Below are 14,326 nucleotides of genomic sequence, written 5' to 3' on the forward strand. Positions count from 1 at the left end.
GATCCTGTATGCATCCGCCGAATCGCAGGAGTCGATTCGGCCCCTGTCAGGAGACGCACCATGAGCAGCACCTTTTTCATTCCCGCAGTAAACATCATGGGCAGCGGCTGCCTCGACGAGGCGATGAATGCGATCCGCAACTACGGTTTTCGCAAGGCGCTGATCGTCACCGACGCCGGGTTGGCCAAGGCTGGCGTGGCGACCATGATCGCCGAGAAACTGGCGATGCAGGACATCGACTCGGTGATCTTCGACGGCGCCAAGCCAAATCCGAGCATTGCCAATGTCGAGGCCGGGCTGGCGCTGCTCAAGGACAGTCGCTGCGATTTCGTGGTGTCCCTTGGCGGCGGCTCGCCCCACGACTGCGCCAAGGGCATCGCCCTGTGCGCGACCAACGGCGGGCAGATCCGCGACTATGAAGGCGTCGATCAATCGGCCAAGCCGCAATTGCCGCTGATCGCCATCAACACCACCGCCGGCACAGCCAGCGAGATGACCCGTTTCTGCATCATCACCGATGAAACCCGCCATGTGAAAATGGCCATCGTCGACCGTAACGTCACGCCGCTGCTGTCGGTCAACGACCCGGCGCTGATGGTCGCCATGCCGAAAAGCCTGACCGCTGCCACCGGCATGGACGCACTGACCCACGCGATCGAGGCCTACGTCTCCACCGCCGCCAACCCGATCACCGACGCTTGCGCCTTGAAGGCGATGACCCTGATCAGCAACAACCTGCGCCTGGCGGTTCGCGACGGCAGCGACCTCGCCGCGCGGGAAAACATGGCCTACGCGCAGTTCCTCGCCGGCATGGCGTTCAACAATGCATCGCTTGGCTTCGTGCATGCGATGGCGCACCAGTTGGGCGGTTTCTACGATTTGCCTCACGGGGTGTGCAACGCGGTGCTGTTGCCCCATGTGCAGACGTTCAACGCGCTGGTCTGCGCCGATCGCCTCACCGACGTCGCCCATGCCATGGGCGCCGACATTCGTGGTTTCAGCCCGGAGGAGGGTGCGCAAGCCGCGATTGCCGCGATCCGTTGCCTGGCCAAGGACGTCGACATCCCCGGTGGCTTGCGTGACCTCGGCGCCAAATGCACCGACATCCCGATACTCGCCGCCAACGCCCTGAAAGACGCCTGCGGTTTGACCAACCCACGGGCGGCGGATCAACGGCAGATCGAAGAGATTTTCCGCAGCGCGTTTTAAGCGGGCTGGCGACCGGGCGCGAACCTCACGCAGAGCACCGCGCCCAACGCCAGTACACAACACAGCAGCGACAGCGGCCACGCTTGCGGACTGGCGAACAGGCTGGCCACGGCGCCGATCAGTGCAGCCATCAATTGGTGGATGAAACCGCTCAGGGCCATCGCGTAGGCGCCGGCAATCGGCGCTCCATCGTTGGCCCGTGACAGGCTGATCGGGTAGTTCAACGACTGGCCGAACACCGCTACGCAGTAAGGCAGCCAAAGCAGCCAGGCCATCGAGCTGGCCAACAGGCTGCCGGCCAGCATCACCCCACTGCCGGCCATCACCAACCCGACCCCCAGTGTCATCAACCGGTGCTGACCCGTGCGCAAGACAAAGCGATTGACCGCCAACGCGCCCAGAAAATACGCCGCACTGATCGGCCAGCCCAACAGCCCATATTCGGTCGTTGTCCAACCGAGCGGGCCTTGCAGAATCAACGGCGCAGCGCTGTTGAACGCGATGATCACGCCATAACCCAGACCGCCCGCGAGCGCCGGCAGAAGAAACGCCCGACAGGTCAGAATCCTTCCGTAGACCGCCCAGGGCGACGCGGTTGCGGGTGCCTCGACAAGCTCCGGAAAATTCAGGCGCGAGACAATCGCGGCCATCAACAGACTGACCGCACCCAGCAGATAAAAGATCGCCTGCCAGCCCAGCGTCACCTGAATGAGCGAGCCGGCGTATTGCCCGATGCCGAGCGCGACAACGAACGAAATCGAAATCCACGACAGCGCCTTCGCCAGCAGATCGCCCCGGAAACTGTCACGAATCAGCACCCGCGCCATCACCGAAATGCCGCTGGCGCCGATCCCCTGAAGCAGGCGCATCAGCAGGAACGACTCCAGTGTCGAGCCCAGCGGCAGCACCAGATTCGCCAGCCCATAAATCCCCAGCGCCGCCAACAGCACCGGTTTACGGCCGATGCGCTGCGCCAGACTGCCCCAGAGCAGCATCGGCAGCGCCATGCCGATCAGGTACAGCGACAAGCCCCAGGCCACCTGCGGTGCATCGACCTGCAAGTGCCCGGCGATCTGTGGCAACGCCGGCAGGTAAATGCTCATGCCCAGTTGGGCGAGAAACACGGTGGAGCAGGTGATGAGCAGGATGAGGCTGGGGTTCATGAGTCGTCCGTGAAGGTTCAGCGGTCGCGATGGCCGCTGTGAGTCAGTAACAATCCGGTGATCAAATCACAGAAGTGGTGGATCAGTGTCGATTCCATGTCGGCGCGCAGCGTAACGCGGATCGCGGCTTTACCTTGAGCCACCACCGGGAAAAATACCGCGCTGGTGAAAAAGCCGTGTTCGGCCAGTTCGATGGCAATTCGAGTGGCCAGGGCGGCCTCGCCGCAGTTGATCAGGCGGATGGCCATGGGGCTGCCGTGTTGTTCGGTGCTCAGCAGGCTGTCGAACAGGCGAATATTGGCCTGGAGCCGAATCTGCAATGCACGCAGCTCTGCACTGCGATGCAGTTGGATCGACGCCAGACCCGCACCAATGGCAGCGCAATTGAGGCTTTGCGACCAATTGCTCGGACCGCCGTAACGCTGGATCAATTTTTTCTGGCGCTGATTGCCGAGCATCACCAGACCGCCGCTGGCACCGAACGACTTGGCCAGCGAAGCGACGATCAGGCAATCCTCTTCCAGCGCCGGCATTCTTGGCCGTACAAGGCCGGCGCCGTTGCTGCCGACCGCCGACAACGCGTGGGAGTCATCGAGATATAGAAACAAGCCATAACGTTCCTTCAGGTACAGCAGACCGTCCAGATTTGCCACGCCACCCATGCTGTAGGCACCGTCGGCGATGTAGGCGACGGTGGAGTGGCGTTGGCACACCGATTCGAGAAAATCCATGTCGTTGTGGGGCGATGTCAGCACTTGAGTTTCATCGGCGCAGCTGGCTTTCAGGTGATGCATCGAATAGTGGGCCAGGCGATCGAACACCATCACCGGCGGGCGGTTTTGCGTGAACACGCCACTGGCCAGCAACGGCAGGATGCCGGCACTCGCGGCGCTGCAGGACAGACTGCTCAGACACACCGCGCCAAACAAGTGCGACAGCTCGCTTTCGTATTGATCGAGCAGCGCCAGCTTGCAGCGATTTTTCGAGTTGGCTACGCGCAGTGTGCCGGTTTCCCGAAGGGCCGATATGGCACCTTCAAGCAGGGCCGGGTGGTGGTCGAGGCCCAGATAGGACGTGGTGCAAAAGTGATGGAACTGGCGCCCGTGTTGATCGAGCAAGTGGTTGCAGCCTTTGACCTCGACATTGAGAGCCGCGACTTTTCCGGCTTCGGCAGCCTCCCAGTCGTGGTCTGCCAGCGCGATGACTTTGCGATAGTTGGAGAAGGTGTTGAGGGAATCCGTCAGATGATTCAAAGGCAGCTCTCCTTGAGCATGGCAATCCATGGGGTGTTTCAATTTGTGTGTGTTGCCAGACTTTAAAGAGAGCTTTGCAGGGTCAGAATCGGCTGTATCCGATAGTGCTGAGGGCTGTTGGAGTTTTGTTTGTAGGGCGATGCCTCGCCGGGTTGTAAGGCGATGAAATGCCCGACAACCCTTAGAGTGAAGGGCTTACCTTTGCCCTGTTATCCGACGGCTGCGGCGCTCTTTTCCAGCGCCGGGGAAAACTGGATCAGCACCACGCCCGCCATCAACAGCACCGCGCCGAATACCCGAGACAATGTGAGTTGCTTCTCCAGCAGCCCGAACAACCCGAAGTGGTCCAGCACCATCGACGCCAGCACTTGTCCGGCCAACGCGAGCGCGACAAACCCCGATGCCCCGAGTTTCGGCACCAACACCACCGCCAATGCCACAAAACACACCCCGAACGCGCCACCGGCCCACATCCACAGCGGCGCCTTGCCGATGAACGCCAGTGATGGCAACGGTAATCGCAGCGCGACGATCACCGGCAACAACACCAGAACGCTGACCAGCAATGACGCCAATGTCGCCCACAACGGATGGCCCAGGCCCCGGGCCAGATTGGTGTTGATCGCACTTTGAAAAGGCACCACCGCCCCGGCCAATACCGCCAGCAACAACAGACCGGCCCACTGCAACGTACTCATGATCGTTCTCCAGCAAGGTTTTGCTGGACTCTAGGGTATTCGTCGCGCAGATTTAAATTCTGTTTTGTCATCCGGAACATGCATCAGATGAATGATCTTCGGCGCATCGACCTCAACCTGCTGGTGATCCTCGACGCCTTGCTCAGCGAGCAGCACGTCACCCGCGCCGCCGAGCGTCTGCACTTGAGTCAACCGGCGGTCAGCCATGCGTTGGCCCGACTGCGTGACTTGCTCGGTGATCCATTGCTGGTGCGGGCCGGTTCGGGGCTGGCGCCCACCGCTCGGGCGCTGGAACTGGTGGCGCCGCTGGCCGAGGCCCTGGCCCAGGTGCAATCGCTGCTGGCGCCCAACACCTTTGACCCGGCCAGCGCGCGCCGGACCTTTCGGCTTGCGATGTCGGACTACGGCGCGGCGATCATCCTGCCTCGCCTGATTCGTACATTGCGCGCGGAAGCGCCGGGCATCGACCTGCAAATCAGCCATGCCAGCCGCGAAGGCATGGTCGAAGGTTTGCTCAACGGCGACATCGACCTCGCTGCCGGTGTGCTCCCGGAACTCCCCGGCGAATTGCACAGCACGCCGCTGTTCGAGGAGCGCTACGTCTGCCTGCTGGATCGCCAGAGCCTTCCCGCCGGAGGTGTTCTCGACCTGCCAACCTACCTTTCCCGTCCGCACGTTCTGCTGGAAATGCGCGGCAGCGGCACCCCGGAAATCGAACGCACCCTGACCGCCCTGCGTGAGCGCCGCCGTGTCGCCATCAGCCTGCCGCACTGGAGCGTTGCGCCGCAGTTCATCAGCGGCACGGATCTGATCCTGACCGTGGCTTCGCGGGCGTTGAACGATATTGATGAAGAGGCACTGATCATCGTGCCGCCGCCGTTCGAGATCGCGCCGTTCACCTTTGTCTCGGCGTGGCACAAGCGGCGGGGTGGGGATCAGGCGTTGAACTGGTTGAATCGGCGGATCGGGGAGGGGATAGTGCGCGGCTGAAAAACATCGAGGAGCGGGGCGTGACAGTGAAGTCTGGGGTTATTGGGTGTATGGCGCTTTGCGGCGCGTTGATGGCGGGGCAGGTGTTGGCTGATTGTGTGCCTGCGCCGGTGGCTAACGAGCGGGATTTTTCTGTTTGCAAGGAGTGGCCGGCGTATCCCGGGCTGATCATCAACGCCAAATCGGAGCGCGTCGATGCACCTGAAAATACCGAGATGATCGCTTCCTACGATTTGGATGTGTCTGTTCTGAAAGACGGCCAAACGGATCCGATTGCAACTCATCACCAGGCTTCTGCCTTCAAAACAGATGGCATAGCGTTCCGGGAACTTGCGCTCGATACGGCTCGATACACGCTCGCCCCTGATCTTCGAGCTTTTGGAGTCCGGGTGCAGTTCACCAACGGATCTCGCCTCATTCCGCTTGAAGAAACGCATCTCTCTCTTTATGTGAGAGACGGCGCCAAGTTGCGCCCCGTCCTGCAGCGATTAGTGGTTTATCAGTACGGCGGCGAATGGGACGGTGAATGCACCGGCGAGCGATATGAGACAACCAGAACGCTAGAAATCGCCAAGACCAGCTCCCATGGTTATGCCGACCTGATTATCAAAACCCGACAGACAGGGACGACCAATGTCGTCGAAGGCGATGCTTGTGAAGACAAGACCAGTGTCGGCAGCCCTGAACTGACAACCCTTCGCTACGATGGAAAATCATACGTCTTGCCTAAAGGTTTCCAGGCGATCGAGTGATACAGAACCAACGCGACTCTTATCAAGGAAGAACAATGCTCACCCCAACCCGACTTTTCATCGCCCTCGGTTTTCTGGCCATCACCACTCAGGCCCACGCCGCCTGTGAGGTAAAGAAATTCGACGGTCACTCCCTGTCACGCTGCAAAGTGTGGCCGGCCTTCCCGGACAAGGCGATCTCGGTGAAGTCCACGTTCGTGTCCGACTCCGAAGGTGACCACGACGGTGTGTTCGACCTGGAGCTGTCGCTCCTCAACGCTTCCGACGCCAAACCGCTGGCGACTTACGTAAAGCCTGGCGCCTACAATTCCGACGCGATCAGCTTCAATGACTTGAAGATCGATACCGCTCGATACCGTCTGGCGTCGGACGTTCGCGCCTTTGGCCTGCGTTCGGATTTCGCCGACCATCTCTCAAGAGCCAATCCCTACGCGAAAACCGATCTGGCGCTGTATGTACGTGAAGGCAGCAAGTTGCGGCCGGTGCTGGAAGGTCTGGTCATTCGCAAGGAGTTTGGTGAGGGTAGCGGTGAGTGCGACACCAAGGACACGAAAATCCTCAGAAGCGTGGAAATCGGCTCGTCCAGCCATAACGGTTTCGCTGATCTGATCGTTTCCTCAAGTGGTGTGGTGTACACATCGACCCAGTCAGGCAAAGAGTGCGTTTCCAAAACCACTAACCTGAAGAACACCCAAATCACCCTGACCTACGATGGCAAGCAATACCTCGTCCCCGAAGACCTCCGAGGTTACTGACCGATGCTCACCGGCCTCAACCACCTGACCCTCGCCGTCACCGACCTGGATCGCAGCCTCGCGTTCTACCGCGACGTGCTGCGCTTGCGGGTCGAGGCCACGTGGGACGCCGGTGCCTACCTGTCGCTCCCTGGATTGTGGTTGTGCCTGTCGCTCGACGCGCAACGCAAATCCGAGCCCGCCGCCGAGTACACCCATTACGCCTTCAGCCTCGACGCAGCGGACTTTCCACGGTTCGTGCAAAAGCTTCGCGCCGCGAACGTGCAGGAATGGCGCGACAACCGCAGCGAAGGTGCGTCGTTCTACTTCCTCGATCCGGACGGCCACAAGCTCGAAGCGCATGTTGGCGATCTGGCCTCGCGACTGGCCGCATGTCGGCAAAAGCCCTACGCAGGCATGCGTTTTTTCAACGAGTCGTGAATATTCACAAACCGCTGGGATAGACTGGCGGCCACGTTTTCCGGCACTTGCAGGTTTTCCATGACTCCATCGTTGCTTATGGCCGTGCTGGCCTCGGGTTTCATCTACGGCATCACGCCGGGGCCGGGTGTGCTGGCGGTGTTCGGCATCGGCGCTGCGCGGGGCCGACGGGCCGGGGCGGGGTTCCTGTGCGGGCATCTGCTGGGCGATGTGATCTGGTGCAGCACGGCGTTGATTGCGATTGTCGGCGCCCGGGAAATCGGCAGTACCGCGTTCGATGTGCTCGGTGTACTCAGCGGTCTGTACCTGTTCTGGCTCGGCTGGCGCGCCGTGCGGGCCAAACGCAGCAACGGCGATCAGCCACAGGGCGCTGCGCGTCAGCCGTTCTGGCACGGCATCCTGTTCGGGCTGACCAACCCCAAGGCCTACCCGGTGGCAGTGGCGACGTTCACCGCGCTGCTGTCGAGCCGCGCCGAACTGCTCAACTGGTCGATGCTGCCGATGCTGATCGCTTTGAGCTTCCTCGGTGGATTGCTCGCCTACGCTATTCTCATTGGCATTGTCGGCGCCCGACAGGTGCGCACGCTGTATCAGCGCCATGAACTGGCCATCACCCGGTTGTGCGGGGTAATGTTTATCGGTTTCGCCATCAACGCCCTGGTGCATGCGCTACCGGGGCTGATGCCGAACAAGACTTGAATGTGATCGCTGGGATGCGAGGTCGAGGTCAGGGACGGTTGATCAGTGCTGCATTGCCCGGACACCCACGCTGAACCATGGAAAGTCGAAATTCTGCACCGTTGGCGAGTTATATCGATCTGTTGCTGGACGCCGTGTGCGCAGTCGACAAGCAGGGTCGTTTCGTTTTTGTCAGCGCGGCCTGCGAGCGGATTCTCGGCTATACGCCTGACGAACTGATCGGCCAGTCGATGATCGACTACGTCTATCCCGCCGACCGTGAACGCACCTTGTCCGCCGCCAGTGACATCATGGGCGGCGAGCCCAAGCACAATTTCGAAAACCGCTACGTGCGCAAGGACGGCAGCGTCGTGCACATTCTGTGGTCGGCGCGCTGGTCTGAAGTCGATCAACTGCGCATTGCCGTGGCTCGGGACATCACCGAGCGCAAACTCGCCGAATCCCGTCAGGCGGCGTTGTATGCGATCTCCGAAGCGGCGCATGCGGCGGAGGATCTGCTGGCGCTGTTCAAGCGCATTCACATGATTATTGGCGAGTGGTTGCCGGCGCTGAATTTCTCCGTGGCGCTGTACGACGAACACTGCGCACAGCTGAATTTTCCCTATCACGTCGACGATGACGAGTTGCAACCGGAGCAGCCCGGCACCGTGACCGGTCGGCTGTGCGCCGAAGTGATCCGCAGCGGTCAGCCGATCCTGCTGACCCCGGATTGCCCGCACGCACCGCCAGGTTTCGAAGCGTTGGTGGCGGGGCAGCAATCGCCATGCTGGCTCGGCGTGCCGCTGAACTCGAAGAACGGCACCATCGGCGCGCTGATCGTCAAAAGCCTGGCCGGCGGCGAGCGCTACACCGAGCGCGACAAGGAACTGCTGCAATACGTCTGCGCCCAGGTCGCCACGGCCATCGAGCGTCAGCAATTGCACGCCCGTCTGCGGCGCATGGCGCAATACGATCAGTTGACCCAGTTGCCCAACCGCGAATTGCTGCGTGATCGGCTCAAGGCTGCGCTTGCGGGTGCGCGGGAGCAGTCGGGGTTCATGGCGCTGCTGTATGTCGATCTGGATCGCTTCAAACAGGTCAACGACACCTTCGGCCACGCCGTTGGCGACATGCTGCTGCAAACCGTGGCCAACCGCCTCAAGGGCTGCGTACGCGACACCGACACCGTGGCGCGCATTGGTGGCGATGAATTCGTGGTGCTGCTGCACAGCGTTCACGCCGCCGAAGATGCCGACAGCGTGGCGGAAAAAATCCGACAGATTCTGGTGCAACCGATGCGTCTGGACGGGCACAACCTGCACATCGAACCGAGCATCGGCGTCGCCCGTTATCCCGAGCACGGCAGCGAAGAACAGCAACTGTTCCGCCACGCCGACCAGGCCATGTATGCCGCCAAACGGCAGAATCACCGGGCGCGGGATATCTGACTGACATCATCCGTTCGTCGCGGCAACGGCAACTTTTCTAAACCTTTGGCGGCTGGCGAATTCTCAATCCAGGCGGGCAGCAGCTCGCTACGATCAATACCAAGAGGTAGAGAATCATGCCTAACTCAAGAAACTCGAACTCGGGAAACTTCGCCAACGATCGAACCAAGGCGTCTGAAGCCGGTCGCAAAGGTGGGAAAACCACCACCACGACGGTCGACAAAGAGCCTAAAACCGACATGGGCCGCAAGCCCGCTCAGAAATCGAAGTAGTCGGCGAAGGTTGTTTTGATTGAGAGGCGGGGGCGAAAGCTCCCGCTTGAATTTCAAGAGAAGGAGGGCGCGACCATGAACCGGATGGCCACCCGAGTACGCAACTTCAGTTTTGTCACCCTGCTGGGGCTGTGCGCCGGCAGTGCGTTCGCCCAGTCGCCCGCCGACTTCATCAACGAAGCTTCGGCCAAAGGCATGGCCGACATCGAGGCCAGTCGTCTGGCGCACCAGAAGTCCGAGTCCAAAGAGGTCAAGGACTACACCATCGTGGTCATCAACGACCGCACCACCGCCAATCAGCATTTGGCAAAAATCGCCAAGAAGCTGGACTTGCCTGTCGCCCCCCGTGAAGAGGTCGCCGACAAGGCCAAGGCATTGATGCCGGAGGTGAAGGACGGCGCAACCTTCGATCAGGCCTACGCCGCCAGTCAGGTCAAAGCCACGGAAGAGGCGATCGAACAGATTCAGCAGGAAGCCCAGACCACCGACGTGCCAGAAATCAAAGCCTTCGCCAACGAGACCCTGCCGAAACTGCAAAATCACCTGCAAATGGCCCGGGCTCTACAGGCCAGCCGCTGATATCGGGTTAAACAAAAAGCGGCGCTCAGGCGCCGTTTTTTCTGCTCAGCATTCATTCAAGTCCTGCTTCGGTTTGCTCTTGTGGCCGAGCCCCTCAAGATCGAACACCTCACCTTCACCCATGGCGCGGTAGTGCCTGCGCAGAGCCTCCAGTTGCTTGAGGTCCAGCGACTCCAGCCCGAGCATCGCGTTCTGCGCCTCCTTGTTCACCCGCAGCAACTCATCGAGTTTCAAATGCAGAATGTCGGTGTCGCGGTTCTGGGTGTTCTGGATCAGAAACACCATCAGAAACGTAATGATCGTGGTCGAGGTATTGATGATCAGTTGCCAGGTGTCATTGAAATGAAAAAACGGCCCGCTCAACCCCCACAACCCAATCAGAATCAAAGCCCCCATGAACGTCTTGGGGCTGCCGGCCCAGAGTGCCAGCGTTTGCGAAATCTTTGCGAATTTCATGGCTGTGTTCCTTGTAGGGGAGCGCTTGAAATTCAGACATCGGGGTGGGTGTGAAAATTCTGCTTATCGATGCTTGTTGCCTCTGGGGATTGATTGTTCTGCATCACGGTTTTAGTGGAGAAACTTTCATTGTGTTGGTTTGCGTCTAGGATCAGATGGCAGTCAATTTGCCAGTATGCGAGTACACGGATAGAAAATCAGTCAGAGGCCGCTCATGGAATTCTTCGAAAAGTTAGCCAGTCTTGCCGCCAAAGTCCGGTTGCAGAGCGCTGCAATCCAGACAGAAGAAGCGACAAAAAACGCGTTTGTCATGCCTTTCATCAGTACCGTTCTGGGTTACGACGTGTTTGACCCGACAGAGGTGACTCCAGAGTTTGTCTGCGATGTCGGTACGAAGAAGGGCGAAAAAATTGATTACGCCATCATGAAAGAGGGTGAAGTGCAGATCCTCATTGAGTGCAAGAAAATCGGCGAGCCATTGCACATCAATCACGCCTCGCAGCTGTTTCGTTACTTCCACGTTACCAGCGCCCGAATTTCGATTCTCACCAACGGTCAGGTCTACAAGTTCTTCACTGACCTGGACGCGCCGAACAAAATGGATGAGAAACCATTCCTTGAACTGGATCTTCTGGATATCGATGAATATTCGGTGCCTGAACTCATCAAACTCACCAAGTCCGCGTTCGACGTCGATTCGATCATCAACGCGGCCGGTGAATTGAAGTACGTCAGCCAGATCAAGAAAGTCATCGCATCGCAGGTCAGCAAACCGGATGACGACTTCGTCAAAGTGTTTGCTTCGCGAGTCTACGACGGAGTCATTACGCAAAAGGTGCGGGATCAGTTCCATGAACTGACGAAGAAAGCGGTTGTGCAGTTCCTCAACGATCAGATCAATGATCGCCTGAAGTCTGCAATGAGCGGTGCTATCCAGCCGGCGCTGGCTTCATTGCCGTCGGCTTCTGCGGGAACTGATCCCGTCGATACGCGGGATGAGTCGGACGATAAGGTTCTGACGACTCTGGAGGAGTTGGAGGGTTACCACATCGTTCGTGCATTGGTTCGATCCGTGGTCGATGCCAAGCGAATCGTTCAGCGCGATACACAGAGCTACTTCGGCATTCTGCTGGACGATAACAACCGCAAGCCGATTTGCCGTCTGCATTTCAACCGTTCGCAGAAGTACATCGGTATCTTCGATGAAGAGAAAAACGAAACGCGCCATCCGATTAACTCAGTCGATGACATCTACGAGTACTCGGATCATCTGAAAAAGACAGTTGGCTACTACGACTGACAAAAAAACCGGCCCAAGTGGCCGGTTTTTTACGACTAGTTCGTCACCTCTATATTTGCAGCCCACCTGAAATACCCCACGGCCTCACATTGCTGATTGACCAGCATGAAGTTCATTTCGAGTCTGGCCATGCCCGATGCCTTGGTCGTGCACGCCCAGAAATGATCGTGGGCTTTCTGGCTAACGGGTTCGGTTGGAGCGCTGGGGTTGGGAGCGGGAATGGTGAGGTCCGGGTGAACTTCCAGGTGAAGCCCTGAAAGGACGTTGCTGGTATCGATTGTCATGTCGTAGACCACAACACTGTACTCGGCGATGAGGCTGACGGTTCTCCCGCGCAAATGAACAATACGACCAATGTCGATAGGTAAGGTTATATTGCTGTCATTTCTGGCTTTTTTTTGAGAGCTGTCATCTGTAGCAAAAAAGATGAACCCATCGCTGATGCTTGTCGGTGAACTGGCATCCAGACTGGGGGCCGGATAGCGCGAGCGTATTGATTCGGCATCGACGATCAACAGAATGTTGTGCGCATTCTCGGTGACGGAAGACGGTGAGGGGATCGGTTCGGAGGTCATCATGGATTCCTTTCATGATGTTGGCGCAAGACGCCAACCGCTTCGGCCGGCCGTGCATCCTGGTATGGCCGAGGCGGTAGCGAATCCGTCGGGCCCCTTGTCGCCAAGGAGCCCGAGGCAACGTCAGTTGTGAATGGAAATGAACGGATCCCACGAGCAGCAGCCGATGATCTGGCAGTTGCGGTCAACGATCAGGAAGTGGAAGTGATAGGTCACGCGACCGCACGAAAGGGTTTCCGACGACCAGTAGTGGTTATCGACTTTCTGGCAGCTGGGCACCGATGGATTGCTGGTGTTTGGCACCGCAACACAGGCCGTAGCCTTGCGCGGCGAGGGTGGGGAGATCAGGTCGGCGCCCTGGTTGCCTATGAATTTGTAGAAGATCACGGCGGTTTCGAAGCTTTGCGACAGGCTGGTTTCACGCCAGCGAATCAAATCGCCGACCTGTGCCTTCAGGTCCAGTTCACCACCGGCCTGGCCGCTGACCACGTTGTCCTGGTTGGTGACCATGTACACATGATGCCAGTCGATCAGCGTCGGGTTCTTCGGGTCTTTGCTGATGCCGGGATACTTTTTCAGAATGGTTTCGGTGTCGATCGTGACCAGCACATCCGTGACTCGAGACATGGTAAAGCTCCTTGTTCATAGTGATTGCCTGATGTTTTTTTCAGGCACGACAACGTTGCTTGCCATTCGGCCGTTGCGAGCACACTACTGCCGGAACCCATCGGTCACGAGAGATGAGCGGACCTGCTCCCTGCAGGACAACTGATAGATCGGGTTCCTTCCGATTGCCGCAAATTGACTATAGGCAGGTATTTTAGGCTGTCAAAATTGCGCTTAATCAGTTCGACGGACGGTCAACTGAGTGATAAGTCCCAGCGATTTGGCGATAAGCATCGAAACGCCGGACATGGTTTGCAATCTGTCGGTCTGGAGCTGAGTGCTGCCCAGCCTGTATCGTAAAGAACCGCTGGAATGCCCCGACAGGAGAACGCAATGACCTGGTCCGCCAAGCAATACGTCGCTTTTGAAGATGAACGCACCCGCCCGGCCCGCGACTTGCTGGCGGCGATTCCCACGCCCGAGGCGCGCTCCGTGGTTGATATCGGGTGTGGCCCCGGCAACTCGACCGAGCTTCTGGTGGAGCGTTTTCCGGGGGCGAAAGTGCAGGGGCTCGACAGCTCGGCGGACATGATCGCCGCCGCGCGCAAGCGTCTGCCGCAGTTGCAGTTCGAGGTGGCGGACATTGATAAATGGGCCGATGAAGGGCCATTCGATGTGGTCTTCGCCAACGCGGTGTTGCAGTGGGTGCCGGATCACGCGACGTTGCTGCCGACGTTGGCAGGCAAGTTGGCGTCGGGTGGCAGTCTGGCGATCCAGATGCCGGACAACCTGAATGAGCCGTCTCACCGGTTGATGCGCGAAGTGGCCGCTAATGGACCGTGGGCCAGCAAACTGGCGGGTGCGGCGGGGCAACGGACCGAAATGGCGGATGCCAGTGCCTATTTCTCGATGCTGCGCCCGCATTGCGCGCGGGTCGATGTGTGGCGCACCACGTATCACCATCAATTGGCGGGCGGGGCTTCAGGCGTCGTTGAATGGTTCAAGGGCAGCGGTTTGATTCCGTTCCTCAGTCCGCTGACGGAAACGGAGCGGGCGGATTATCTGGCGCAATATCTGGTGGAGGTTGCCAAGGCTTATCCGGCGTTGTCGGATGGTTCGGTGTTGTTGCCGTTCCCTCGGTTGTTCATTGTCGCCACACGTTGATACGAAAA

17 protein-coding genes are annotated in these 14,326 nt (G+C 59.0%); 11 read left to right on the forward strand and 6 right to left on the reverse strand.

Annotated features, from left to right (window positions below; genetic code table 11):
- The first annotated feature begins 60 nt into the window (after positions 1-60).
- Positions 61-1,209 carry an L-threonine dehydrogenase gene (gene yiaY, locus IF199_RS06915; RefSeq protein ID WP_192559997.1) on the forward strand — a complete coding sequence of 383 codons (1,149 nt, stop codon included), beginning with the start codon at positions 61-63 and terminating at the stop codon, positions 1,207-1,209.
- Here the strand turns inward: yiaY and IF199_RS06920 are convergent.
- From IF199_RS06920 to IF199_RS06930, 3 genes are all read right to left on the reverse strand, one after another.
- Entirely contained in the window at positions 1,206-2,372 is a 1,167-nt protein-coding gene (locus IF199_RS06920; protein WP_192559998.1) for an MFS transporter, read from the reverse strand. The genes yiaY and IF199_RS06920 overlap by 4 nt on opposite strands.
- A gap of 17 nt (positions 2,373-2,389) precedes the next feature.
- Entirely contained in the window at positions 2,390-3,625 is a 1,236-nt protein-coding gene (locus IF199_RS06925) for an aminotransferase class I/II-fold pyridoxal phosphate-dependent enzyme (RefSeq protein ID WP_244142445.1), read from the reverse strand.
- A gap of 209 nt (positions 3,626-3,834) precedes the next feature.
- Entirely contained in the window at positions 3,835-4,323 is a 489-nt protein-coding gene (locus IF199_RS06930) for a DMT family transporter (RefSeq protein ID WP_192560000.1), read from the reverse strand.
- Between the two features lie 78 nt (positions 4,324-4,401).
- Here IF199_RS06930 and IF199_RS06935 point away from each other — a divergent pair, with 78 nt between their 5' ends.
- From IF199_RS06935 to IF199_RS06970, 8 genes are all read left to right on the forward strand, one after another.
- Positions 4,402-5,313 (forward strand): LysR family transcriptional regulator, encoded by a 912-nt coding sequence (locus IF199_RS06935; RefSeq protein WP_192560001.1) that lies wholly within the window; start codon positions 4,402-4,404, stop codon positions 5,311-5,313.
- 20 nt (positions 5,314-5,333) lie between these two features.
- The gene (locus tag IF199_RS06940; protein ID WP_192560002.1) at positions 5,334-6,065 is read left to right on the forward strand and encodes a PA3715 family protein; all 732 of its coding nucleotides are present in this window, start codon (positions 5,334-5,336) and stop codon (positions 6,063-6,065) included.
- Between the two features lie 35 nt (positions 6,066-6,100).
- Positions 6,101-6,820 (forward strand): PA3715 family protein, encoded by a 720-nt coding sequence (locus IF199_RS06945; RefSeq protein WP_192560003.1) that lies wholly within the window; start codon positions 6,101-6,103, stop codon positions 6,818-6,820.
- Positions 6,821-6,823: 3 nt separating this feature from the next.
- Positions 6,824-7,240 (forward strand): fosfomycin resistance glutathione transferase, encoded by a 417-nt coding sequence (gene fos / locus IF199_RS06950; RefSeq protein ID WP_192560004.1) that lies wholly within the window; start codon positions 6,824-6,826, stop codon positions 7,238-7,240.
- Positions 7,241-7,300: 60 nt separating this feature from the next.
- Positions 7,301-7,939, forward strand: coding sequence for a LysE family translocator (locus tag IF199_RS06955; protein WP_096819439.1), 639 nt, complete (start codon positions 7,301-7,303; stop codon positions 7,937-7,939).
- 77 nt (positions 7,940-8,016) lie between these two features.
- Positions 8,017-9,366, forward strand: a complete 1,350-nt coding sequence (locus IF199_RS06960) for a sensor domain-containing protein (protein WP_096819438.1) — start codon at positions 8,017-8,019, stop codon at positions 9,364-9,366.
- 116 nt (positions 9,367-9,482) lie between these two features.
- A complete protein-coding gene (locus IF199_RS06965; RefSeq protein ID WP_077045875.1) occupies positions 9,483-9,638 on the forward strand; it encodes a KGG domain-containing protein in 156 nt (51 codons plus the stop codon).
- Positions 9,639-9,713: 75 nt separating this feature from the next.
- Positions 9,714-10,217, forward strand: a complete 504-nt coding sequence (locus IF199_RS06970; RefSeq protein WP_192560005.1) for a DUF4142 domain-containing protein — start codon at positions 9,714-9,716, stop codon at positions 10,215-10,217.
- Between the two features lie 45 nt (positions 10,218-10,262).
- Here the strand turns inward: IF199_RS06970 and IF199_RS06975 are convergent, their stop codons facing one another.
- Positions 10,263-10,673 carry a low affinity iron permease family protein gene (locus IF199_RS06975; RefSeq protein ID WP_096819436.1) on the reverse strand — a complete coding sequence of 137 codons (411 nt, stop codon included), beginning with the start codon at positions 10,671-10,673 and terminating at the stop codon, positions 10,263-10,265.
- Positions 10,674-10,887: 214 nt separating this feature from the next.
- Between IF199_RS06975 and IF199_RS06980 the strand changes: the two genes are divergently transcribed.
- Positions 10,888-11,973, forward strand: a complete 1,086-nt coding sequence (locus tag IF199_RS06980; RefSeq protein WP_192560006.1) for a type I restriction endonuclease — start codon at positions 10,888-10,890, stop codon at positions 11,971-11,973.
- Positions 11,974-12,008: 35 nt separating this feature from the next.
- Here IF199_RS06980 and IF199_RS06985 read toward each other — a convergent pair whose 3' ends face one another.
- Positions 12,009-12,548 carry an AidA/PixA family protein gene (locus IF199_RS06985; protein WP_192560913.1) on the reverse strand — a complete coding sequence of 180 codons (540 nt, stop codon included), beginning with the start codon at positions 12,546-12,548 and terminating at the stop codon, positions 12,009-12,011.
- Positions 12,549-12,671: 123 nt separating this feature from the next.
- On the reverse strand, positions 12,672-13,175 hold the full coding sequence (locus IF199_RS06990; protein WP_007957947.1) for an inclusion body family protein: 504 nt from the start codon (positions 13,173-13,175) through the stop codon (positions 12,672-12,674).
- A 372-nt stretch (positions 13,176-13,547) separates the two neighbouring features.
- Here IF199_RS06990 and tam point away from each other — a divergent pair, with 372 nt between their 5' ends.
- Entirely contained in the window at positions 13,548-14,318 is a 771-nt protein-coding gene (tam, locus tag IF199_RS06995) for a trans-aconitate 2-methyltransferase (RefSeq protein ID WP_192560007.1), read from the forward strand.
- Positions 14,319-14,326: the final 8 nt, after the last annotated feature.

Origin of the sequence: Pseudomonas allokribbensis (assembly GCF_014863605.1) — a bacterium.
GTDB lineage: Bacteria > Pseudomonadota > Gammaproteobacteria > Pseudomonadales > Pseudomonadaceae > Aquipseudomonas > Aquipseudomonas allokribbensis.

What these genes read in the sequence shown, in the direction of transcription:
- fos (WP_192560004.1), top strand. Translation starts at nt 6,824, where the DNA reads ATGCTCACCGGCCTCAACCACCTGACCCTCGCCGTCACCGACCTGGAT.
- IF199_RS06935 (WP_192560001.1), top strand. Translation starts at nt 4,402, where the DNA reads ATGCATCAGATGAATGATCTTCGGCGCATCGACCTCAACCTGCTGGTG.
- IF199_RS06990 (WP_007957947.1), bottom strand. Translation starts at nt 13,175, where the DNA reads ATGTCTCGAGTCACGGATGTGCTGGTCACGATCGACACCGAAACCATT.
- tam (WP_192560007.1), top strand. Translation starts at nt 13,548, where the DNA reads ATGACCTGGTCCGCCAAGCAATACGTCGCTTTTGAAGATGAACGCACC.
- IF199_RS06945 (WP_192560003.1), top strand. Translation starts at nt 6,101, where the DNA reads ATGCTCACCCCAACCCGACTTTTCATCGCCCTCGGTTTTCTGGCCATC.
- IF199_RS06965 (WP_077045875.1), top strand. Translation starts at nt 9,483, where the DNA reads ATGCCTAACTCAAGAAACTCGAACTCGGGAAACTTCGCCAACGATCGA.
- IF199_RS06920 (WP_192559998.1), bottom strand. Translation starts at nt 2,372, where the DNA reads ATGAACCCCAGCCTCATCCTGCTCATCACCTGCTCCACCGTGTTTCTC.
- IF199_RS06930 (WP_192560000.1), bottom strand. Translation starts at nt 4,323, where the DNA reads ATGAGTACGTTGCAGTGGGCCGGTCTGTTGTTGCTGGCGGTATTGGCC.
- yiaY (WP_192559997.1), top strand. Translation starts at nt 61, where the DNA reads ATGAGCAGCACCTTTTTCATTCCCGCAGTAAACATCATGGGCAGCGGC.
- IF199_RS06955 (WP_096819439.1), top strand. Translation starts at nt 7,301, where the DNA reads ATGACTCCATCGTTGCTTATGGCCGTGCTGGCCTCGGGTTTCATCTAC.
- IF199_RS06985 (WP_192560913.1), bottom strand. Translation starts at nt 12,548, where the DNA reads ATGACCTCCGAACCGATCCCCTCACCGTCTTCCGTCACCGAGAATGCG.
- IF199_RS06975 (WP_096819436.1), bottom strand. Translation starts at nt 10,673, where the DNA reads ATGAAATTCGCAAAGATTTCGCAAACGCTGGCACTCTGGGCCGGCAGC.
- IF199_RS06970 (WP_192560005.1), top strand. Translation starts at nt 9,714, where the DNA reads ATGAACCGGATGGCCACCCGAGTACGCAACTTCAGTTTTGTCACCCTG.
- IF199_RS06980 (WP_192560006.1), top strand. Translation starts at nt 10,888, where the DNA reads ATGGAATTCTTCGAAAAGTTAGCCAGTCTTGCCGCCAAAGTCCGGTTG.
- IF199_RS06960 (WP_096819438.1), top strand. Translation starts at nt 8,017, where the DNA reads ATGGAAAGTCGAAATTCTGCACCGTTGGCGAGTTATATCGATCTGTTG.